Genomic DNA, 23,845 nt, shown 5'->3' with positions numbered 1-23,845 from the left:
ATCCGAGTCGGATAGGGCCAGTGGCAACGCCTTGATCACGAATCGAGGCTTGCCACTTGATGGCCAAGCGACATCGGCCGCTCCCCGGTCATCTCGCACAACAGCGCTGTGACGGCGTTCCCCTCAACCGTGCCGTGCTCTTGCAGAAAGCCCGCCACGGCGCTGACAGCCGGCCAGTAACGGTGCACCAGGCAACTGCAGCGGGAGATGGCCTGGGATTGGGCGTCGAGCAATTTGCGCGGTGGCAGCAGGCTGATCAATTCGTGCCCCCGGTCCAGGTCTCCGCGGCCGCTGCCCCTGATCAACCGGTCGGACCGACGGTGCCGGTAGACTGCTTCGGCCACTGGCCCCGCGAAGCAATGGAGCAGGTCACGTTCAATGGCATCGACCATCGAGGGCAGGAATTCAGCGATCCCCGGGGCGTCGAATGCCGGGCACGGGACAAGGTAGTCCGCTTCCACCCACCCTTCTGCGTATTGAGGGTTGCCGCGCAGGTCGAACAGAGGACCCGTGCAGGCTTCAGCCTTGGTACGCACGGTGATGCGTTTTATCGGTTGGCCGTTCCACCAGAAAGCCAGGGCATGACCGGCTTCGTGGAAGGCCGTGCTGCGCGGGCATTTGTTCATTATTGGGTCCGTCACGGCAGGCGCCATTCATATCATCTGCCTCGCCGCTTGGCTTCGATAAAAGATTATCCCTATCGACCGTTAATACTGCGCCTATTAGCTATCTGGCAAAGGAGGACTAGCCTGAATTCAGGCTGGTGCAATCCGGCCCGTGAAACCTGACAAAGAGATACGAAGCGTTCAGAACCGTACTGGGCTTGCCGTGGGCCAGCGAATGGGTAACCAGACCTCTCGCGCGTTGCCGTGTGGCCGCACATGATCAGTTGAGCGAACTGTGAGCCCTGCGCCCTGTGTCATCTATTTCGCCTGTCGCTATTCGAAGCCCGGCCGGGCTGGATAGCTGGATGAATACGACCAAAGGTAGCTTCTCATGGCAAACGAATCGAAATGCCCGTTCAATCACGCCGCTGGCGGTGGTACGACAAACCGCGACTGGTGGCCGAACCAGCTGAATCTGAAGATCCTGCACCAGCACTCCTCGCTGTCCGACCCCATGGGCGAGGATTTCGACTATGCCCAAGCGTTCAAGCGCCTGGACTTCCAGGCCCTGAAACAAGACCTGAATGCACTGATGACCGACTCGCAAGACTGGTGGCCGGCAGACTTCGGCCACTATGGACCGCTGTTTGTCCGCATGGCCTGGCACAGTGCAGGCACCTACCGCACCGGTGATGGGCGCGGTGGCGCGGGTTCCGGCCAGCAGCGGTTTGCACCGCTCAACAGCTGGCCAGACAACGTCAGCCTCGACAAGGCACGTCGGCTGCTGTGGCCGATCAAGCAGAAGTATGGTCGCAATATCTCCTGGGCCGACCTGATCGTCCTTACCGGCAACGTCGCGCTGGAATCCATGGGCTTCAAGACCTTCGGTTTTTCCGGTGGCCGCGCCGATGTCTGGGAGCCGGATGAAGACGTCTACTGGGGTTCGGAAAACAAATGGCTGGGGGGCGATGTTCGCTACGGCAAGCCCGACAAAGCGGCCATGCAAGACCCCGGCGAAGGCCAATTGGTGGCCGAGCCTGGCAACGAAGAAAGCCGCACTGACGATGGACGCAACCTGGAGAACCCGCTGGCCGCCGTGCAGATGGGGCTGATCTACGTCAACCCGGAAGGCCCCGAGGGTCAGCCGGACCCGGTCGCCGCCGGGGTGGACATCCGCGAAACCTTCGCCCGCATGGCCATGAACGACGAAGAAACCGTGGCATTGATTGCCGGTGGCCACGCCTTCGGCAAGACCCACGGCGCAGGCCCTGCAGACAATGTCGGCGCCGAGCCCGAAGCCGCTGGCCTGGAGCTGCAAGGCCTGGGCTGGAAGAGCACCTTCGGCACCGGCAAGGGGCCCGACACCATCACCAGTGGCCTGGAAGTCACCTGGACCACCACCCCCACTCGTTGGAGCAATAACTACCTGGAGAACCTGTTCGGCTTCGAGTGGGAACTGACCAAGAGCCCGGCAGGCGCGCACCAATGGACGCCGAAAAACGGGGCAGGCGCGGGCATCATCCCCGATGCCCATGACCCGTCCAAACGGCGTAACCCCACGATGCTGACCACCGACCTGGCGCTGCGCTTCGACCCGATCTACGAAAAAATATCCCGGCGCTTCCTGGAAAACCCGGACCAGTTGTCCGACGCCTTTGCCCGCGCCTGGTTCAAGCTGATCCACCGCGACATGGGCCCGCTCTCACGCTACCTCGGCCCGGAACTGCCCAACGAAGAACTGCTGTGGCAAGACCCTATCCCGGCGGTCGATCATCCGCTGGTCAACGACAGTGACATCGCCGCCCTCAAAGGCAAGCTACTGGCCTCGGGCCTCACGGTTTCACAGCTTGTGTCTACAGCATGGGCCGCGGCTTCCACCTTCCGTGGTTCCGACAAACGCGGCGGCGCCAACGGTGGCCGCCTGCGCCTGGCCCCGCAGAAAGATTGGCCGGCCAACCAGCCAGAGCAACTGGCCCAGGTGCTGGCGACCCTCGACAAGGTTCGGGGCGAGTTCAACGCCGCCCAATCCGACGGCAAGAAAATCTCCCTGGCAGACCTGATCGTGCTGGCCGGCAGCGCCGGTATTGAACAAGCCGCGAAAAATGCCGGGCTCAGCGTGACGGTACCGTTCGCGCCGGGACGCATGGACGCGAGCCAGGAGCAGACGGACGTCGAGTCGTTCGGTTTCCTCGAGCCTATCGCCGATGGCTTTCGCAACTACCTCAAGGGCCGGTACCGCGTGTCCGCCGAGGCGTTGCTGATCGACAAGGCCCAACTGCTGACCCTCAGCGCCCCGCAAATGACGGCATTGATCGGCGGTCTGCGGGTACTGGACACCAACGCTGGCCACACTGCGCACGGTGTCTTTACCCAACGGCCCGGGACGTTGACCAACGACTTTTTCGTCAACCTGCTCGACATGGGCGTGGAATGGAAACCCCTTTCCGACACCCAGGAAACCTTCGAGGCCCGCGATCGCAAGACCGGCCAGGTCAAATGGACCGGCACCCGTGTCGATCTGGTCTTCGGCTCCAACGCCCAGCTACGGGCCTTGGCCGAAGTCTATGCCAGCCCGGATGCGCAAGAGCAGTTCGTCAAGGACTTCATCGCGGCGTGGGTCAAGGTGATGAACCTGGATCGGTTTGATCTGCGGTGAGAAGAGTCCGCAGGCATGAGGTCGTGCAAGGAGGCGACCTCATGAACTTTTCTTCACCCCACGCCCCCGCGTGATTGGGTACAGTCGCCTCGCTCATTCAAGAAACTAAGGTTTTAGCCCGCTCTCCCAGCGGGCTTTTTTTTGCCCTGCATTCAGGCTGACGAATGTGCGCTGCCCGACGCAGGCAAGGCAGCCGTTGCCGTCGCTCGCTGTGGTTTCAACACTGGCTGCTCCAAGGCCGCCCGCCCATAAAACAGCAACGCCATCAGCAAACAACTCAACCAGACAAAAATCCCCGCCCAGAACGTGTGTGACATGTAATGCCAGCCCTGCAGGACCCGTGTCGTTCCGTAGACAAACCCCAAGACCAGCGCTCCGTGCATCAAGGCTTTCGAATGACGCCAGCGGTAGCGGCGGGCGACGAAATACAGCGCCAGCATCGTGAAGCCGCCGGACGCATGACCGCCGGGCCAGCAGCGACCGTCACCGGCGACTTTCAGCAGGTCGAAATTCTGGAACCATTCCTTGTGCTCGATCTTGCCGGCGTATTGGGTGGTTTCCACCGGGCAGTACACACTGGTGTGGCCCTTGAGATAATGGATTACCCCGGTGCTGAGGGAAAAGGCGAAGACCACGTAGAGAAAATCGCGCCGATGTTTGTGCGTAAAACGCAACGGTGCGGCCAACCGGGTTTTCTCCAACAAGCGAAGTAATCCCGGGCGCTTTTGCGGCTGGAAGACCGTCCAGACAAACGACAGCAGCGCCCCGATAATCGCCGCCTCGCCGGTCCAGTTCGGGATGATCCTGGCCCATTTATGGGTGATTTTCTCGAACAGCCGCACGTGCTCCAACGGAAAGACCTGGTGCACTGGGTCATAGAATAAATTGCTGAAGGCGATGTCGATGCGGGTCAAGTCGAACAGCAAGAACACCACCGCGGCGCAGACCAGGGGAATTCCGAGATTGAGCCCGTAGAAACGGGCGCGAGCAGACGTCAGCATGGGCGGTCCTAATCGTGGGAAAATTTACTGAAACGCCACCGAGCGCCAGTCAGAGGCTTCGATAAAACCGAGCAACTGCGGGGCTTGTGGCTGGGCGGTGGAGACGAACAGCGAAGCGCCGTAGCCAAACGTCGAGGTAGGCCGCTGGAGCGTGGTTTCCAATGCCTGCATGCATTCGCTGTGGGTGACCAGGATCAGATTGCGCCCGGCGACCTTGTGGGCCAGGGCATTGCGCAGAAGGTCGTGGCGGCAATTGCTCAGCCAGTCATCACCAGCACTCACCTTGTTGAACATGTAGCCCGCCGTCTGGACTGCACGCACCAGAGGGCTGTTGTAGAGGTCGGCGTTGCCCAGGCCCAGTTGCTCGAACCGCGCGCCCAACTCCACCGCAACGGCACGGGCCCGGTCAGTGATGCCTTCGCGATCATTCAGGCACGCGGCCTTGGAGTGATCGCAACGCTCGACATGACGCACCAGCACGATCATCTCGCCCTTGGCCCAGCCAGCGGCCAAGGCCCGGGCGCCGGCGACGTTGCCGTGGGCCAGGTCCGGTATCGCCGCCGGGCTGAGCAGCCAGAGGGTCAACGGGATGACCAGCAGCGCCGAAGCCAGCACGACCAAAGCGTTTCGGTAACGGGCAAAGCGGCGCGTATTGATCGAGCGCCTCAGGCCGAAAAGGCTCAGTCTCAGTTCCACATCAAGCCGCCCCAACGGCATCCACCCAGTCATTCGTTGGCGCGACAGTAGAGAGGCCGACGTAGGCAGTCGGTGAAACAGATGTGAAAAAAAGCTTTAGATCCAGGCCCCCTCGCCGATACAGCCCGGTTACATGCTCTTGCTGGCTCTTAACAACAACAATCTTCCAGCGTACCGACGATCAAGCAGCACAACGTTCCTGGAGGAATTTGATGAACCGCTGGTTTGGCAACATTAGCGTCAACATGAAATTGGGCCTGGGCTTCGGCCTGGTGCTGGTACTGACCTGCCTGCTGGCCCTGACCAGTTGGACCAGCCTGGGCGGGCTGATCGACCGCAGCAACTGGATGAGCGACATCACCCAGCTCAACGCCGGCCTGACCAAGCTTCGAGTCACGCGCCTGCAATACATGCTGACCAACGGTGACGAGACCGCCGCCCAAAACGTGCAGACCACCCTCGATGGTTTCGTGGCACAACAGAACGCCCTGCTCAGCAGCTTCAAGAGCCCGGAAAACGTCAAGTTGCTCAAGGAGCAGAGCGCGGTCATCAGCGCCTACCAGGTGTCCCTGAACAAAATGCGCAGCGCCTACCGCACGGGCAACACCGCCCGCGATGCCATGGGCGCTAACGCCGAGATCGCCTATAAGCTGATCGAGACCCTGGATTCGGACGTGCGGAAAATGGGCGCCGGCGACGAGCGTTTCGCCCAGTTCCAGGCCATCACCCAGGCCAAGCAGGACTTCATGCTGGCCCGCTATGAAGTGCGCGGCTACACCGCCAACAGCAACGCCGACACCGAACGCAAGGCCGTCACCCAGCTGGACGCCGCCATCGCCTCGCTCAAGCCGCTGAACGAGCATTTCTCCAGTACCCGCCAGGATGAACTGCGCCAACTGGAAAACGCCCTGGCCCAATACCGCAGCGCCGTACAGGCCTTCAAGCTGGCCACCACCGACGCGGTACAGGCACGCAAGGAAATGACCGACCAGGGCGCGTCAATCGTGACGCTGAGCGAACAGCTGTACCAGATCCAACTCGACCGCCGCGACGCCGAAAGTGCCCAGGCGCGCACCCTGCAACTGGTCAGCACCCTGTTGGCGCTGCTGGTTGGCGTCATTGCAGCCGTGATCATCACTCGCCAGATCACCGGCCCGCTGCGCGATACCCTGGCCGTGGTCGAGCGCATTGCCGGTGGCGACCTGTCGCACACGGTCATCGTCACTCGCCGCGATGAACTGGGCGTGCTGCAACAAGGCATCGCGCGCATGGGGGTGACCCTGCGCGACCTGATCAGCGGCATCCGCGATGGCGTGACCCAGATCGCCAGCGCCGCCGAAGAACTGTCCGCCGTGACCGAGCAGACCAGCGCCGGGGTCAACAGCCAGAAAGTCGAGACCGATCAGGTCGCGACCGCCATGCACGAAATGACCGCCACGGTGCAGGAAGTGGCCCGCAACGCCGAAGAGGCCTCCCAAGCCGCAGCCGCCGCCGACGGCGAAGCCCGTGCCGGCGACCAAGTGGTCAGCGAAGCCATCGCCCAGATCGAACGCCTGGCCAGCGAGGTGGTGCGTTCCACCGACGCCATGACCGTGCTGCAACAGGAAAGCGACAAGATCGGCAGCGTCATGGACGTGATCAAGGCCGTAGCCGAGCAGACCAACCTGCTGGCGCTCAACGCGGCCATCGAAGCGGCACGCGCCGGTGAAGCCGGACGTGGTTTTGCCGTGGTGGCCGACGAAGTCCGCGGCCTGGCCCAGCGCACGCAGAAATCCACCGAAGAAATCGAAGGCCTGGTGGCCGGGCTGCAGAACGGCACGCAACAAGTGGCGGCCGTGATGAACAACAGCCGCAGCCTCACCGACAGCAGCGTGGCCCTGACCCGCAAGGCCGGCGTGTCACTGGAAAACATCACCCGCACGGTGTCGAACATCCAGTCGATGAACCAGCAGATCGCCGCGGCCGCCGAGCAGCAAAGCGCCGTGGCCGAGGAGATCAGCCGCAGCATCATCAACGTGCGCGACGTGTCCGAACAGACCGCCGCCGCCAGCGAAGAAACCGCCGCTTCCAGCGTGGAACTGGCACGGTTGGGTAATCAGTTGCAGATGCTGGTCAGCCACTTCCGCGTCTAACGTCCGCCCACTGTGGTAGCGAGCTTGCTCGCGAAGGCGGTGGGTCAGTCAACTTCAATGCTGACTGATCCGAAGCCATCGCGAGCAAGCTCGCTCCCACAGGGTTTGCATCAGCGCAGCCCCACGAATCGCCCTTTCGTACACATCTCCCGACCACGTCCTACCGTCTTTTTTTGCGTACTGCTGTACGGTTTTCTCCTGACAAGAACATTCCGTTCGAACAGGAGAGGCACCTACATGGACGCAGACAACGACTCTCTGTTGCACAAGCTCGTTGCCCCGCCAATGGACGAGGGCATTGCCAAAACCGATTTCAAGACCGCCCTGCAGCGAATGGGACTGACGTCGGTATTCGACATCCTGCGCCTGGGCAAGACGCAGTTCGCCCAGGCGCTCGTCAAGCACTGCGATGCAGATGCCGGGCAGGCCTACGACAATGCGTCGAGCCACGCCCGGCAGATCAGCCGCTTGTACCTGGAGCATCAACTCTGCTCCAGCGACACCAAGCTCCGTGTGCGACGCAGCCTGGACTCAGACCCGACATCCGGGCCGATCAGCTATCAAGCACTGTTCCAGGAAAACTGGGATCGGTTTTGCAAGGACGGTGACATCGCCGCGATCGACTCGCCCGTGGCCTACCTGCGTGCGCTGTACCTGTTTGCCAGGCAGTTGGAAAACAGCTCCACCCACGCCCGCAAGATCCCCCTGGAGAAACGTCGACCGGACCTCAACACTCTGATGCTCGACCCACACAGTGCCTTGGTTGCACGCCCGATGCTCAACATCGTCAACGACACGTTGCGCAGCCATATCGAGGCCAGTCTCGATGACGGCACAACCGTCCACCAGGCCTTGGCCGACGCACACTATCCCTTTTCACTGCCCTATGATCTTCACCACCACCAATGCCTGCTTGGCTTGGGTGCAGGTAAACCCGCCCTGGGTGAAGTCAATTATCGGATCAGCCTGAAATTGCCGTTTTGCCAGCAAGGCTCAACGTATGGACACGTTTTGCAATCGCCTGTCGAAGCGCAAAAACTGCTTTCAGGGCTCAGTCCGGCGCAACAGGCACTCTTGCTCGCACCGCTCGCTTCGACCTCCGATTTCGATGCCTTGAAAAAAGCCTATGGCACTGAAGATGTCGAGCGCCTGGGTGATTTCACATTCTTCAAGGAGCGCACCGGGCTGACGACGGAACAGGTTGAGCAGCTACTGGCGCATGGCCGATACAGCCCTTGCATCTCGCCCCATAACCGGCCCCCGACGCGTAACCTCCAGGGCGCCGCTTACATCAACGGCCCCGACACTGCCCCCGCGTTGGTGCTTGAAACCAGAACGAACCAGCGAGGGTTTGGCAACAAGTCCTACGAACGTTTCGACCGCATGCAGCGCATGGTCCGACTGCAACGATGGACCGGTATTGCCTTTGCCGAACTGGATACGCTGATCGTCAATAGCCTGCATTCGGAAGGCAACACCGCAATGACACTCAGCGCCAACACCTTGCGCGCGCTTGGGGTCTATCAGTACATGAAGCGGCGCCATGGCATCACCCCTGAGGAGTTTGCCTCGCTGGTGCACGAAATGCCGACCTGCGCTTGCGCAGAACGTGTTCCGTTGTTCGACCAAGTATTCAATCGCACCCGTTTACTGAAAAGCCCGGCATGGGAAAAGCAAGCGACGGACCTCGATCCCGCGGATCTTGAAACCCTCAGCTATCTCGGCGCGGGCCTGGGACTCGCCCTCACGGAAGACGCGTTGTTGTTGCTGGTGAAACAGACCGGGAAGTACCTGGCGCTAAAAAAGGATTTGCCTACAGTCTCCTCACTCTACCGCCAGGCCCGTATCGCCCGGATGTTTGGCCTGTCGCCGCTGGCGTGCACGGAACTGGCCCGGTTACTGGGAGGGGATACGTTCTGTCGGGCGCTGGTGACCGGAGCGCTGACCACCACCGGCCCTGACATTCTCGACGTACTGATGGCGATGGATTGGGCCCTGGACTGGCTCAAGCAAAACGATCTCGATGTGTTGCAGTGGTGTCGCCTGTTCGAGAGTGCCAGGCATGACTTGCCGTTGGATCAGAACCTGGAAAAGCGATTGGCCGCACTTCGGGAGCACACACAATCCACCAACGATCCTCAACGCCTGGTAGAAACACTGCTGCACGACAAGGCCGACGTGTCCGCCGAATATCTTCCCAGCGTGATGAAAATGGCCGGCACGAATGCCACGGAAATAGTCCAGGCCATCATGACCACTGTCGGCAAAACACCGCCATTGCTGGCGCACGTGCTTCGCACCGCTGACGCCTGCCAGAAATTGCATCTGAGCAGCAGCACGCTACAGGTGTTAATGGATCATCCCACGCGGTTAGCCTCGAACAGTTCAGGAACGCTTACACCTCAAACGCTGTATTTGCTCGAACGGTTCAATTATTGCGCGCGCCATCAGGCGCAGTCAGAAGAAAACCTGTTGCATTACTTGCAACTCGCCAACCAAGACCTACCGCAACATTCAGCAGAGACAGTCAACGGCCTGCTGGCCCACCTGCTGGGCTGGAGCACCGAGCAAGTGAGTTGCCTGACCGCGCTGCTGACGCCCAAACGCGCCACCACCATGCAAGCCGTGGATTGGGTCATGCGTTGCCAGGCGTGTTGCTTGAGCACAGGCCTGTCGGCAAACCAGCTGCTCAAGGCCGCCGCACTCAATAGCGACAGCCTGACACAGGACTGGAAAATCGTCGGTGAAGGGCTGATCGCTGCGTGCCATTGAGGCGTACATTTTTTTATTCAAGGATTGAATATGACCGTTGCCATGAAAAAGCAGCTGGATGAAAGCCTGCGCGATGCACAGTTGGCGCTCTACCTGGACAAAGTAGCGCCCGACGATGGCCCGACCGGGACGGTGCGGCTCAGGACGGCCCAGGACCTCTATGAATATTGGCTACTGGACGTACTGGTCAGCCAGGATGTGCCCACCACGCCTGTGGCGTGCGCCATCGCCAGCCTTCAGCAATACATCAATCGCATCCTGATGAATATGGAGCCTGGCTACGACCAGGCAAGCATCACGCCCGAGCACCTGCAGACGTGGCGCAACGAGATACATCAGTACCCCATCTGGGCGGCTCATCAAAAGCTGCTGTATTTCCCCGCAAGTTACCTGGACCCGGCCCTGAGGAATAACAAGAGCGGCAACTTCCAGCAATTGGAAAACGACCTCAACCAGAGCCGGATCCAGGCCGATGCGGTTCAATCGGCGGTCATGGCCTACCTGACCCGATTCGAAGAAATCGCCAACCTGAATATTCTCAACGGCTACATCGACGGCGAAGACTTTGCCAACAGCACTTACTATTTCATTGCCAAATCACGATCGGAGAATACTTATTTCTGGCGCTCGCTGGACATGGCGCAACGTCCAGCCATCGATCAGCCGGCCCCTTTTGCCTGGTCGGCTTGGGAAAAGGCCGATGTGCCCATTCCCGAAAACGCGGTTGAACACTCGATCCGCCCCGTCTGGTTCAACAACCGTCTGTTTATCGTATGGGCAGAATGCATACAGCAAGATTCGCAGGCTTTCAGCATTGACTCTGCTCATGCCTCCACCGGGCAATCAGGCACCAGTCATCCGCTATTACGCTTGAGTTTTTGCTTCAGAAAACAGGATGGAAGCTGGAGTACGCCGCGAGTTGGCTTGCAGGGTTACTGCGACGACAAAGCCCTTCACGGCAAGAACATCAATGCTATCAAGCCATTGCTGTGTACCGTTGCAGAGCATCATCGCAACGCCTCGCAAGACCTCCTTTTCCTGGCTTTGGGGGCCAAGGCCAACACGCAACCGGCATCAGCCGACAACTGCATTTTTCTTGGAACCACTCGCATTAACAAAGACCTTAGCGTCCAACCTTACTTGTCAAAATCACCTCCAGAAAAAGCGGAAATAGAACTGAAACACCTCGATAAAGAGCTCCGAAAAAGGCTTTTTGACTCTAACGATCAACGTATTCAAACCAAAGCAACCCTCGACCTTGAGGTCGTCCATGAGAACGATAGAATCGGTGCCTTTCTGCCTGCGACCCTTTTTGTCCTCCCCCTGACTGACTCTCCTATAAAAATTACTGAACAATCGATACGCGGCCAGGGCATTGTCCAATTTATCGACTTTTCCGAATCCGCCCGGCGCGGCAAAGCGCGCCAACCGATCAGGTTGAACACCACCTTCGCCGCAGAACTGATCCGCCGTACCGAGAACGGTTTGGATAAGCTGTTCGTCTGGTCCACACAACACCTGCCGGAACCCGCCATACCAGACAGCACTCACGACAGGATGGACTTCCACGGCCCTTACGGTCGTTACTTCACCGAACTGTTCCTCTACGTGCCATGGCTGGTTGCCCAGCGCTTGAACGCCGAACAGCGCTATGAAGAGGCCGAACGCTGGTTGCGTCGCCTCTTCGATCCAGGTCGCGGCCAGAAAAATTGCTGGAGGGCCGTTTCTTTAATCGATAGCACCACGCCTTCGTATGCCGACCGGGTGCCCCACGACCCTCATCAGATCGCGCTCAGTCATCCGGTGCACTTTCGCAAGGCGCTGTACTTCCTGTACCTGGACATCCTGATCAATCGAGGTGACGCCGCCTACCGCCAACTGACCCCAGACGGCCTCAGCGAGGCAAAGCTGTGGTACGTGCGGGTGCTGGATCTGTTGGGGCCACGTCCGACCGTTCAATCGGTCGATCATTGGGTAAGCCTCAGCCTGCAAACGCTGGGCGAAACCACCAGTGACGACTTACGCACATTTGAACGATCACTCGCCCGCTCCCAGCCCTCATTGCCCGTTCGCGGGGGCAGTCTGCACGCGTCCTGGCCAGCCATCGACAGCCCGCACTTGCGTCTGCCGTTCAACCCGCAGTTGCTCCAGTGCTGGGACATCGCTGAAAGCCGCCTGTACAACTTGCGGCACAACCTCGACATTGCCGGCAAGCCGCTGCATCTGCCGGTATTTACAGTGCCGCTGGACCCTCGCGTGTTGCTCGGTAGCCCTGCACTGAATACTTCCGACAATACGGTTCGAGGGCTGCCGAGTGCATCGATCCCACACTATCGGTTCTCGGTCATGCACAGCCAGGCGTTGAGTGCAGTGGAAAGCCTCAGCCAATTTGGCGCTTCGCTGTTGTCGCTGATCGAGCACAAAGAACAGGCCCAGTTGCAGGAGCTACAGCAGCAGCAAGCGTGGGACCTGGCGAAAATCTCGGTCGACCTGCAACGCCAGGCCTTGAACATCGACCGTCAGCAATACCAGGCGCTGCTGGCCAGCCAGGCGATTGTCCAGGGCCGAATCGACCACTACAAAATGTTGCTGGAAAAGGACGTCAGTCCAAACGAGAGACTGGCCACCCAGTTTCAACTGGCCAGTGGCACGGCCGAGATCGTGGCAACGGCGTGCCAGATCGCGGCAGGGGGCCTGATGGTGATTCCGAACATTGCCGGCTTCTCCTTTGGCGGCAGCCGCTGGGAAGGTCCGATGCTCTCTGCCAGCGCATCAGCCCACAGCGCCGCCATTACCAGCCGTATGGCCGCAGAAAACATCGACCGCACGGAGTCGTTCAATCGCCGCCGGGATGAATGGATACAGGGACACAACCAGGCGCAGCTCGAACTTGCGCAGATCGACGCCCAACTGGCGCACTTCAACGAGCAGCAAACCGCCACCCGCCTGCAGTTACACCTGGCTGAAACCGGCCTGAGCCAAGCCAAGTCCCACTACGACTTTCTCAGCAAGCGCTTTACAAAGACGCAACTGTATCAATGGCTGAACAGCCGGCTCGCGCAGTTCTACCGCCAGGCCTACGACACAACGCTCGCCCTGTGCCTCGCCGCCGAGACCTGCTGGCAATACGAAATTGCCGATTTCGCGACGCGATTCATCCAACCCGGCGCATGGAATACCACCTATCGAGGGCTAGGAGCAGGCGAGCAATTGAAACTCAGCCTGTTGAACATGCAGGCCAGCTATCTGCGCTGTAGCGAGCGAGAGTTGGAGATCCGCAAGACGATTTCACTGCGTCAATTGAAGAACCAGACCCCAACCTCGACGATCAACAAGCCATGGCTGGACATGCATGCCGACCTGAAGAAAGGCCAATGCACGTTCGAGCTGCCCCACGAACTGTTCGACGCTGATTACAAGGATCAGAAACATTACCTGCGGCGGATCAAAACCATCGGCGTTTCCCTGCCGGTCGTCGTCGCTCCTTATGAAAACATCCGGGCCACGCTGACCCAGACCTCCAGCAAAGTGTTCATGGCCCCTGATGACCCGCGACAGGTCATGGAGGACCGGCGCGCCAACCAACAGATCGCCCTTTCCACTGGTGTCGACGACAACGGCTTGTTCACCCTGAACTTCAACGATGAACGCTACCTGCCGTTCGAATACACCGGTGCTGTCTCCACGTGGCAACTGACCTTCCCCAATCCTCAGGCACAAAAAGACCTGTTGGAATCGCTGAGCGACGTCATCGTGCACGTGAGCTATACGGCCAGGGCCGCCGGGGGTGCGCAATGAACGAGCAACCCGCATTGCCGGTTACCGCGCCGACCCTGCCCAAGGGCGGCGGCGCCATCCAGAGCATCGGCAAAGGTTGGGGAAACGTCGGCGCCCACGGCACCGCGTCCTACGAGATTGCGTTGCCGATTTCGCCAGGGCGCGGTTTTGCTCCGCACTTGTCTCTGCGTTACGACAGCTCGGTCGGCAACAGCGTGTTCGGTATCGGCTGGGGACTGTCGTTACCCTGCGTGGCACGACGCACCAACAAGGGCGTCCCGGCTTATGCCGAGGATGACGAAATCATCGGCCCCAGCGGTGTGGTCTGGTTGCCCGAACGCGACGCAAACGGCGTCATCCGTTCAACCCTCATCGATCGCTACAACACGCTGGCCCTGGGCACGACCTACACAGTGACGCGCCATTTTCCAAGAGTCGAAAGCGGCTTCGACCGGATTGAACATTGGTCGTCGAACAACGACAAACCAGGTTTCTGGCTCGTGCACGGTGCCGATGGCAGCCTCCATCTGTTCGGCAAGAATCCCCAGTCGCGCCGGGCAGATCCCCAGCAAGCAAGCCGTGTCGGTGAATGGCTGCTGGAGGAAAGCCTGAACACTCGCGGCGAGCACATTCTTTATCAATACACGGGGGATACGTCGGCCCAACGCTATTTGAGCCATGTGCGCTATGGCAATTTCAAGGCCGACGCCGACCTCTACCTGTGGAAAGTGAGTCAACCCACGGCTGTGCAATGGCATTTCGAATTGGTGTTCGACTATGGCGAACGAAGCACCGGGTACGACCAGCGACCGCGCTATGAAGGCCAGCGATGGCAACCCCGTAGCGATGTTTTTTCCACCTTTGCCTACGGTTTTGAACTACGCACCGAGCGCCTGTGTCGCCAGGTGTTGGTGTTCCACTATTTTCCCGAGGAACTGGGCGCCGCCCCCGCCCTCGTTCGTCGCCTGCTGCTTGATTACCGCCAGACGCCGTTGGGATATCACCTCCTGAGCACAGCCCATGATCAGGCGTTCGACGATCGCGCAATGGCGCAGAACCGCCCTCCCCTCGAGTTCAGCTACAGCGAGTTCAAGCGCTTGCCAGATCCTCCCGCCTGGCAACGTTTCCAAGACATGCCAGGCTTGAGCGGCGACCTGGGTTTTCAACTGGTGGATCTGTACGGTGAAGGTTTGCCCGGTGTGCTCTATCAAAGCGACGCAGGCTGGTATTACCGCGAACCCATTCGAACCAAAACCAAGACGGACGAAGTGGATTACGAGCAGTGGCAAGCGCTGCCCGGCATCCCCGTCGCCGATACGGCAAAGCCGCTGCGCCAGACGCTAGGCGACCTCACCGGCGATGGTCGGCTGGACTGGGTCGTTGCCCAACCGGGGCTCAACGGTTTTTTTTCCCTCGGCGCTGATCGAAGCTGGTCGGATTTCGCTGTGTTTCACGCGTTCCCTGCAGAATTTTTCCATCCACAAGGGCAACTGGCCGACCTGATGGGCGAAGGGCTCGGCGACCTGGCCTTGATAGGCCCACGCAGCATTCGCCTGTATGCCAATCAGCGCGAAAAGGGCTTCGCCGCGGCCCGAGAAGTCCCTCACGACGGCGATGACGATGCCTTGCCGGTACTCACCGCGTCACCCTCCGAGCTGGTGGCGTTCAGTGATCTGCTCGGCAGCGGCCAACAGCATCTGGTGCGCATTCGTCACAACGAAGTGAAGTGTTGGCCAAACCTGGGTCGCGGACGTTTCGGCAAAGGCATCGTGTTGGACTTTCCGGGCCTTGCCCACCAGACCTTCGATGCCTCGCGCATCCGTTTTGCGGACCTGGATGGTTCCGGTGCCACCGACCTGATCTACCTGCAAGCGGATCAAGCACTGGTCTTCATGAACCGCTGTGGCAACGGCTTCGCGCCTGCGGTTGCGCTGCCCTGGCCGGAAGGCCTGCGCTACGACCGCTTATGCCAGGTGAACATCGCCGACCTGCAAGGGCTCGGCTGCTCCAGCCTGATACTGAGCGTGCCGTACCTGACCCCGGCGCAACATTGGCGCTACGACTTTGTTCGTGAAAAACCGTATCTGCTGACCGGCACCCACAACAATATGGGCGCCGCCCACAGCATCACCTACCGCAGCTCGGCCCAGGAATGGCTGGACGAAAAGGCGGCAAGAGTAAAAGCCCGCGCCCCCCTTGCCTGTCATCTGCCGTTGCCTCTGCACCTGGTGTCGCGCCAGACCCAGATGGATGAGATCAGCGGTAATCGCCTGAGCCAGAGATTCTCCTATCGCCAGGGTTATTACGATGGCATCGAACGGGAATTTCGCGGCTTCGGCTTGCTGCTGCAAACCGACAACGAAGCCCATCCCGACGATGCTGACTCACCAGGTTTCACCGCACCCTGCTTGAAAAAAAGCTGGTTTCATACCGGACAGTCGGTGGACATGGCCCGAACCGGCTATCACGACGCTGACCGGGCAGCCGTGGCGCTGGGCAGGGCGTTGCTGTGCCAATACGATGCTGGCAGCAATAGCGACGTACTGATTGATCCGCCAGACGCAGCGACCACCCTTGAAATGTGCCGCGCCCTGAGTGGCCATTTACTGCGCTGCGAGACCTACACAAGGGATAAACGCCGCCAGTTGTATTCGGTCCAGGAAAACCGTTACCGGGTACGTCTGCTACAAGCGCCCGAAGGTGATCGGCGTTATGCGCGCCTGCTGCCCTTGCTGCTTGAGTCCATCAGTTTCCTGTACGAAGGTCTGAGCGACGACCCACAGTGCCAGCACACCCTCAACTTGCAGCATGACCGCTACGGCGCCCTGACTCACAGCGTGAACGTCCATTACGCTCGACGCAAAACCGCCAGCGATACCCCGCCCTTCAGCGATGTTGACCAGCAACAATGGTGGCGAGACGCTCATGATCCGGCGCAACAGTTCTACTACTTGAGCGAAACCCGCGCCGAGTTCATCCATCTGCAAGCCTCTCAAGGATGGCGACTGGGCCTGCCCTATCGTCAACGCACCAACGCCTGGAAACGACCCAAGGCACCCGAGGCCGAAGGCTTGACCCCACAAGACCTGACGTATGAAAAGTTCATCGGGCTCAGCAAGGAAACGGCCTGGATGACCCAGGGCGTCCTGACCGGCCTTTGCGTACAACGCTACAAAGACAGCACCCGCGCAGAAACCTTGCCGGACGGCGTCGCTCATTTCGAGGCCCTGGTCGATCATCTGGAAACCGCCGAGCTGGACGAAGTCTCCCTGCAAGCCTTTCAACTATTGCCACCGAGCTCTCGCCCCAAGGGAAGACTGCTTGAACGATGTGGCTACCATCGCATGGCCGACTTTCTTCCCGCGAGCACGCCATCAAGAACCCTCTGGTCAGTCAAAAGTGGCTTCACGACCTATGCCGGGCTGGAGGGTTTCCATAACGCCAAGGGGATACAGCCGAGCAGCAGCCACGGCGTGACCGAGATCAGCTATGACACGTACAACTGCTTTGTCACCGCGTTACAGCTGCCCGATGGCTGTACCACTCGGGCCCGCTACGATTACCGCTCACTTTTGCCCGTGAGCATTACCGACCCCAACGGTAACGTACAGGAATGCCTCGCGGACGCGTTCGGCCAAGTGTTGGCCACCAGCGTTTATGGCGACGAGAACGCCACCCGTGTGGGTTTCAAACCGCTCGAGCAGTTCGACCGAGCGCTCTTCAAAGACCCGGCAGAAGCCATCCAATCGCGCAGGGAGGCTCTACAGCAGGCCGCCACGGCCACCTATTACGCCCCCTTCAGTTGGATGGGTCGCGTATCGAAGGCGGCATTGATGGACGCCGACTGGCTCGCGCGCTGTGTGGCAAACCGTGACCTGCTCCCCACCGGGCATATCTGCGCTTCGGCTCGAACCCGACTGTCGAACCTCTTGGTACTTTCTGTCGACGATGAAAAACTGAAAGGTGAACTTCACGCCTCGGTACGTGAGCCGATGCACATCACCACGCTGGTTGCCGATCGTTACCCCGATGATCACCAGAAGCAAATCCGCGTCACCGTGACGTGCTTCGACGGCTTTGGTCGCACCTTGCAAAGCAAGCAATGGGTGGAGTCGGGCATGGCCTACGTCGTGGACGCCAACGGTGAACTGACGCTCAAGGACGGCAAACCGCAGGAGCAGATCGCAGCCACCCGCTGGCGCATCAGCGAACGAGTGGAATACAACAGCAAGGGCTTGGCGATCCGCATCTACCGCCCTTACTTTGCCGATCAGCATCGCTACATCAACGATGCGTCCTTGCGGCAGTTCGGCCACTACGACCAGCAGTTCTACGACGCGCTGGGGCGTGCGACCCACACCCGTCTCGCCAAACGAGACGGCCTTTGCTATCTGCGACGACTTACCCGCCACCCCTGGTACAGCGTGGACGAGGACGAGAACGACACGCTGGAAGACGTCATGACCGAATATCCCTCGACCGCAGGAGGTGCGGCATGAACGCACGCCTTCATCGCAAGACACCCACGGTCAACGCCATCGACAGCCGAGGCCTGCCGGTACGGCACGTCGCTTACCATCGATGCCAAATGGATGAGCCCGCCCAGGCGCGTATCACCCAGCGAGACCATGACCTGGCCGGACGACAGGTTGCGCAGCGAGACCCTCGCCTGTTTGCCACGGCAACCGACGCCAATCTGGTCACCGTCTACAGTCTGTCCGGCAAGGCTCTGCTGGTGAACAGTGTCGACGCCGGCTGGCGACTGAACCTGCCTGGCGATGCCGGGCAGATCGTGCACCGCTGGGAGCAAAACGAACAGCATTGGCGAACGACCTACGACAACCAACTCAGGCCGACGGCAGTACTGGAGCGAGCAGCAGGACAAGCCCCGCGCAGAGTCGAGTGCCTGCGCTACGGCGACAGTTCGCCAGAGGCGGCGACGCGCAACCTCTGCGGTGCGCTCATCCGTCACGATGACAGCGCCGGCACCTTGCTCATCGACGAACATGCGCTTTGTGGCAAGCCGCTCAGTCAGACCAGGCACTTGCTGGCTGACATCACGCCACCCGACTGGCCTGCCGATGAGAAAGACCGCGACTCACTGCTTGAAGAGGGAAAAGGCCACAAGACGAGTTGGCGCTATGACGCCCTCGCACAGCCCATCCAACAGTCCGATGCAGCCCAGCATCAGCAGCGTTACGCGTTTGATGTTGCAGGCCAACTGATGTCCGTGAGTTTGAAAATAAACAACACGGCCACCGAAAAAACCATCGTGGAGGATTTCGTCTACAACGCGTTTGGCCAGGTTGAATCCCAGACCCTCGGCAATGGTGTCATCAGCCGCGCCGTTTTCGATCCAGCCAATGGTCGACTGACCTCGTTCTGCGCATCGGTCTCTGGCCGCACCTTGCAAGACCTGCACTACAGCTACGACGCGGTGGGCAACGTGACGCGAATCGAGGACAAGGTCCAACCTGCGCGGTTCGGCCATAACCAGCGGGTCGAAGCCATCAGCACATTCGCCTACGACAGCCTCTACCAGTTGATCCGCGCGACGGGCCGTGAAGCGGCGGGATTGAGCGTTGCGGCGCTCAGCAAGACACCGGTCGACCCCGGGCAGCTGTTCAACTTTACCGAGCACTATGAATACGACGCCGGAGGCAACCTGACCAAACTGCGCCATGCTCGCGAAGGCAACCACTACACCCGGACACTGAACATCGCTGCCACAAGCAATCGGCTCCTGTCCTGGCGCACAGGCCACTCGATGCCCGCCACGGCAATGGACTTCGATGCCAACGGTAACCAACAGAGCCTGGACCTTGGTCGGGTGTTGCAATGGAACAGCCGCAATCAACTCGACAGCGTGTTACTGGTCCAGCGCGAAGACCGTCTCCCTGACATTGAACGCTATGGCTACGACAGCAGCGGCCTGCGGGTGCGCAAGATACAAACCACCTACACCTCATCAACGACGCAGACTCGAGAAGTCCGTTACTTGCCGGGCCTCGAGATTCGCACCCGTCATGGCGAGCGCCTGGAAGTCATCAACCTGCAAGCCGGCCGTTGCAACGTGCGTTACTTGCATTGGACTGAAGGCCGCCCCTCTGGCATTGCCGCCAATCAGATGCGCTACAGCCTGGACGATCATCTGGGCTCCAGCTCACTGGAACTCGACGACCAGGCCGCTCTGATCAGCCAGGAAAGCTACCTGCCCTTTGGAGGGACTGCCTGGATAGCCTCCCGCTCGGCCGTGGAAGCCGATTATCGGACCCTTCGCTATTGCGGCAAGGAGCGCGATGCCAGCGGCTTGTATTACTACGGACACCGGTATTACGCACCCTGGCTGCAACGCTGGATCAGCCCGGATCCGGCGGGAGCGGTGGACGGGTTGAACCTGTATTGCATGGTCGGGAATAACCCGCTGCGATTCGTCGACCATCAAGGGCTGGTGCTCGTTGACGCTCAAGGGCGGGACATTGACCCATTCGAATGGACCCAGCGCGATGGTCACGAACGCTCGAAAAAAATGATGTTGCCCCCGCCGACAAAGCGTACGAAACAATCCGCGCAAATGCATGGAGAAGGTTTCGATAGCAGCCCCAGCTTCAGCAAGACAAAGCGCAAGGAACTGGTCGTTCACGCCTATGGCGTTATTCAGGACCGCACGGGCGATAACGATATGGTCCTCAACGAGCATTACAACCTGCCAGCGCCCAGATCCGGCCCAACGGGATATCGCGGGGTAGACCAGGATTACGACGGCTCCGCCACCAGCGAGAAGTTCTACTTGAACTTCGGCAGCTACAAGATCAGCAATACGCCTGATTACATCGAACACTTGGCCGACAATTACCGCGACCGGAAAAAAGACCCAAACCATCAATTTCAAGTCGACCCTGAAGCGCTGAAGCTCGACCCAACGCTGAGCAGGACAATCGACAACCTGTATGAACTGCAAGGCCCGACCCGCGAGCTCATCGAAAAGCATATCGATGCCTGCAACGCAATCATTCCCATACGAGCCGGAGGACCGGGAGCCCATGGAGAAGTTGGCGTGTTGAACTCAGTTGTAGCGCTGTATCCGGGCCAAGCTGAACGGGTGCTTTCGGATACGACGCTGTTCACCGAAAAACTGACGGGGCAGTTGACCCAGCCGGAGCCATTTGTTGCCTGCTTCAACTGCAGCGGCATCATTCCCGAAAACGTCCGTATCTCGACCGGCCGCAACCCCAGGGACTATTTGGTGTACAACTTTCATGTATCGGAAATCAAATAACGAGCCGAGACGTTGAAACAGCCATGCCCTGAACCTGGAGCACGGCCCGGAAAGAACATGGGTATCTGGCTCTAGACATTAATCGCATTGGTAAACACCAACCGATTCCCGAACGGATCACTGATCGCCATGTCCTGGCTACCCCAGGGCATGGCCTGGATCTGGGGGTGGGCGTAGCGGTATTGCTTGGCCAGCAATTGCTGCTGGAACGCTTCCAATTCATCGGTCTCGATCCGCAACGCCGAGCCCGGTGTGCAATCGCCATGGTGCTCGGACAGATGCAGCACGCAGTCGCCGCGGGAGACTTGCAGGTACAGCGGGAAGTCGTCACCGAAGCGATGTTGCCAATCGACGGTAAAGCCCAGGAAGTCGACATAGAACGCCAACGCCTTGGCTTCATCGAAGATCCGCAGGATTGGGGTGGTTTTACCGAAGCTCATGGGTTGCTCCCTGGCTGAAAATACCCAGTGTAGATGGGTTGACCTCAATGCTTCGGCCTTGAACCCGGCTTCTTGAGTGTCGCAGTGCCATTATTGTGGCGCCAATTAACGTTATTTCAGCCGCTTACACGCCATCAAACGCTGCCCGATGGACTGAATCCCTGGCGCAGATCGCCTTCGCGCGCCAGGAATCGACCTTCCCGTCGCCCGTTTGCCTGCCCTTCGCGATAGCTCAAGACACCATTGACCCACACGCCATCGATACCGTCGGCAGCCCGTTGGGGTTCGTTGAAATCAGCCACGTCGCGAATGGTTTGGGGATTGAACAACACCAGGTCCGCCCAATGCCCTTCACGAATTTCACCCCGGTGCTTCAAGCCAAAGCGCGCCGCAGAAAGGCCGGTCATTTTGTGCACGGCGGTGTGCAACGGAAAAAGCCCGACGTCACGACTGAAATGTCCCAGTACCCGTGGGAAAGCGCCCCACAAGCGCGGATGGGGAAACGGGTCTTCGGGCAAACCGTCGGAGCCGACCATGGACAACGGATGGGCGAGGATCCGTCGTACGTCGCCCTCGTCCATGCCGTAGTACACCGCGCCGGCCGGTTGCAGGCGCCGGGCCGCCTCCAGCAGCGACAAGTTCCATTCGTTGGCGATGTCGGCCAGGTCGCGACCGCCCATGTGCGGATGCGCTGTCGACCAGGTGATGGTGATGCGATGGGCATCGGTCACCTGTTTGAGATCCAGGGTCGAGGAGCTGGCCGCATAGGGGTAGCAATCACAGCCGACCGGGTGGGATTTCGCTGCGGTTTCCAACGCCGCGAGCACCTGCGGGCTTCGTCCCCAATTACCGGCGCCCGCGCATTTGAGGTGGGAAATGATCACCGGGCTTTGGGCGTGCCGGCCAATCTGGAAGGCCTCGTCCATGGCTTCAAGCACCGGTTCGAATTCGCTGCGCAGGTGGGTGGTGTAGACCGCACCGAACGCGGCCAACTCTTCGGTCAGTTGCATGACTTCGTCGGTGGACGCCGAAAACGCATTGGCGTAGGCCAGTCCGGTGGACAAACCCAGCGCACCGGCCTCCAGGCTTTCGCGCAATTGCCGACGCATGGCGGCGATTTCTCCCACCGAGGCCGTGCGCAACAAATCGTCCATGTGATTGCTGCGCAACGCCGTGTGCCCGACCAACGCAGCCACGTTGACCGCCGGTGTGGCGGCCTCTACGGCTGTGCGATAATCCGTAAAGCGCGGGTAGGCGAACGCCTGGGCCGTGCCGAGCAGGTTCATCGGGTCCGGAGGATCGCCTCGCAGGCTCACCGGCGAAGCGCTGATGCCGCAGTTGCCGACGATGACGGTGGTCACGCCCTGGCTGAGCTTGGGCAGCATCTGCGGTTGGCGAATGACCACCGTGTCGTCGTGGGTATGCACATCGATGAAGCCTGGCGCGAGCACGCGGCCGGCGGCGTCGATGTCTTCAACCGCGCGGGCATCGCGCAAGTCGCCGATGCGTTCGATGCGACCGGCGCGAATGGCGACGTCGGCGCGGTAGCCAGGCGTGTCGCTGCCATCGATGACCAGCGCATTGCGGATAAGCGTGTCGTACAGCATGTCAGTCTCCCAGCGGCAAGTGATCGTCGCCGCCGCGGTAATCGTCCAGGGCGAGTTTGACCCGCCGCAGGCGCTCTTGATTGTCTTCGGGGTGGGCCAGCGCCAGCTCGGTGGCGAGCACGTCGATGGCCAGCAGCATGCCGTAGCGTGCCGCCGTGGGTTTGTAGATGAACGAGGTTTCGGCGCCTTGCAGGGGCAGCACGCAGTCGGCCAATTGGGCCAGTGGCGAGTCGGCGCGAGTGATGGCCAGGATCGCCGCACCGTAGCTGCGAGCCAGTTCGACCGCGCTCAACAGCTCCGGCGTGATACCTGTAAGCGAACAGGCAATGAGCAGATGTTGGTCGCTCAACGAAGTGGCCGTGATGCGCATCATCACCGAGTCGCGACAGGCGGCAATCGGGTAGCCGAAACGCACCAGGCGCACCTGCAATTCCTCACCGCACAGCGCCGACCAGCCACCGAGGCCGAACGCATGGATCATCCGCGCCTTGCCGATCATCCGCACCGCATCGCCGAACCGCGACTCTTCGAACGCCGACAAATGCTGGCGCAGGGTCGCCTCGATATCGCCAACGATCTGTCCATAAAACGCCGATTGCTCAGGCGCGCCAGCCGGGTCGAGGAAACGGCTGCCGACACCGCTGGCCTGGGCCAGTTGCAGGCGCAAGTCCCGCAGGTCGCGGCACCCGACGGTGCGGGCGAAGCGCGACAGGGTAGCGCTGCTGACTTCCGCCCGTTGGGCCAGTTCCTCGAGGCTAGCAGAGGCGGCAAAGCCTACGTCGTCGAGCATCAGCCGGGCGATTCTGCCTTCGCCGGCGCTGAAGGAATCCTGGCGGGAGCGGATCTGGTAGAGGATGTCCATGGCGGCTCCTGTTGGGTG

At 60.2% G+C, this 23,845-nt stretch carries 12 protein-coding genes and 1 pseudogene; 7 read left to right on the top strand and 6 right to left on the bottom strand.

Annotated elements, in window-relative coordinates:
• Nucleotides 1-35: 35 nt before the first annotated feature.
• Nucleotides 36-626 (bottom strand): hypothetical protein, encoded by a 591-nt coding sequence (locus KGA89_RS01115; RefSeq protein ID WP_028237581.1) that lies wholly within the window; start codon nt 624-626, stop codon nt 36-38.
• A gap of 370 nt (nt 627-996) precedes the next feature.
• Here KGA89_RS01115 and katG point away from each other — a divergent pair, with 370 nt between their 5' ends.
• On the top strand, nt 997-3,261 hold the full coding sequence (gene katG / locus KGA89_RS01110; protein WP_223470266.1) for a catalase/peroxidase HPI: 2,265 nt from the start codon (nt 997-999) through the stop codon (nt 3,259-3,261).
• Between the two features lie 152 nt (nt 3,262-3,413).
• Here katG and KGA89_RS01105 read toward each other — a convergent pair whose 3' ends face one another.
• Nucleotides 3,414-4,262: a phosphatase PAP2 family protein gene (locus KGA89_RS01105; RefSeq protein WP_223470265.1), complete on the bottom strand. Its 849-nt coding sequence runs from the start codon at nt 4,260-4,262 to the stop codon at nt 3,414-3,416.
• A gap of 24 nt (nt 4,263-4,286) precedes the next feature.
• A complete protein-coding gene (locus tag KGA89_RS01100) occupies nt 4,287-4,958 on the bottom strand; it encodes a histidine phosphatase family protein (RefSeq protein ID WP_411740625.1) in 672 nt (223 codons plus the stop codon).
• A 212-nt stretch (nt 4,959-5,170) separates the two neighbouring features.
• On the opposite strand from KGA89_RS01100, the pseudogene KGA89_RS30615 reads away from it, so the two are divergent.
• From KGA89_RS30615 to KGA89_RS01075, 6 genes and pseudogenes are all read left to right on the top strand, one after another.
• Nucleotides 5,171-6,184, top strand: a pseudogene (locus KGA89_RS30615) (methyl-accepting chemotaxis protein); the annotation flags it as partial.
• 42 nt (nt 6,185-6,226) lie between these two features.
• Complete coding sequence (locus tag KGA89_RS30610) at nt 6,227-7,090, top strand: methyl-accepting chemotaxis protein (protein WP_411740626.1); 864 nt, start codon at nt 6,227-6,229, stop codon at nt 7,088-7,090.
• Between the two features lie 237 nt (nt 7,091-7,327).
• Nucleotides 7,328-9,862, top strand: a complete 2,535-nt coding sequence (locus KGA89_RS01090; RefSeq protein ID WP_223470263.1) for a Tc toxin subunit A — start codon at nt 7,328-7,330, stop codon at nt 9,860-9,862.
• 30 nt (nt 9,863-9,892) lie between these two features.
• On the top strand, nt 9,893-13,660 hold the full coding sequence (locus tag KGA89_RS01085; protein ID WP_223470262.1) for a neuraminidase-like domain-containing protein: 3,768 nt from the start codon (nt 9,893-9,895) through the stop codon (nt 13,658-13,660).
• Entirely contained in the window at nt 13,657-18,138 is a 4,482-nt protein-coding gene (locus KGA89_RS01080) for a SpvB/TcaC N-terminal domain-containing protein (RefSeq protein WP_223470261.1), read from the top strand. The genes KGA89_RS01085 and KGA89_RS01080 overlap by 4 nt, the downstream gene beginning before the upstream one ends.
• On the top strand, nt 18,135-20,918 hold the full coding sequence (locus KGA89_RS01075; protein WP_223470260.1) for an RHS repeat-associated core domain-containing protein: 2,784 nt from the start codon (nt 18,135-18,137) through the stop codon (nt 20,916-20,918). The genes KGA89_RS01080 and KGA89_RS01075 overlap by 4 nt, the downstream gene beginning before the upstream one ends.
• A 71-nt stretch (nt 20,919-20,989) precedes the next feature.
• On the opposite strand, the gene KGA89_RS01070 is transcribed toward KGA89_RS01075, so the two are convergent.
• The 3 genes from KGA89_RS01070 to KGA89_RS01060 form a co-directional block, all read right to left on the bottom strand.
• Nucleotides 20,990-21,358 (bottom strand): glyoxalase superfamily protein, encoded by a 369-nt coding sequence (locus tag KGA89_RS01070; RefSeq protein WP_003197565.1) that lies wholly within the window; start codon nt 21,356-21,358, stop codon nt 20,990-20,992.
• A gap of 134 nt (nt 21,359-21,492) precedes the next feature.
• Nucleotides 21,493-22,965: an N-acyl-D-amino-acid deacylase family protein gene (locus KGA89_RS01065; RefSeq protein WP_223470259.1), complete on the bottom strand. Its 1,473-nt coding sequence runs from the start codon at nt 22,963-22,965 to the stop codon at nt 21,493-21,495.
• A gap of 1 nt (nt 22,966) precedes the next feature.
• Nucleotides 22,967-23,827: a MurR/RpiR family transcriptional regulator gene (locus KGA89_RS01060; protein ID WP_223470258.1), complete on the bottom strand. Its 861-nt coding sequence runs from the start codon at nt 23,825-23,827 to the stop codon at nt 22,967-22,969.
• Between the last annotated feature and the right edge of the window lie 18 nt (nt 23,828-23,845).

Origin of the sequence: Pseudomonas sp. A-RE-22 (assembly GCF_019956035.1) — a bacterium.
Taxonomy (GTDB): domain Bacteria; phylum Pseudomonadota; class Gammaproteobacteria; order Pseudomonadales; family Pseudomonadaceae; genus Aquipseudomonas; species Aquipseudomonas brassicacearum.
The sequence above is the reverse complement of the archived record's forward strand: the minus strand, read 5'-3'. Positions and strand labels throughout refer to the sequence as shown.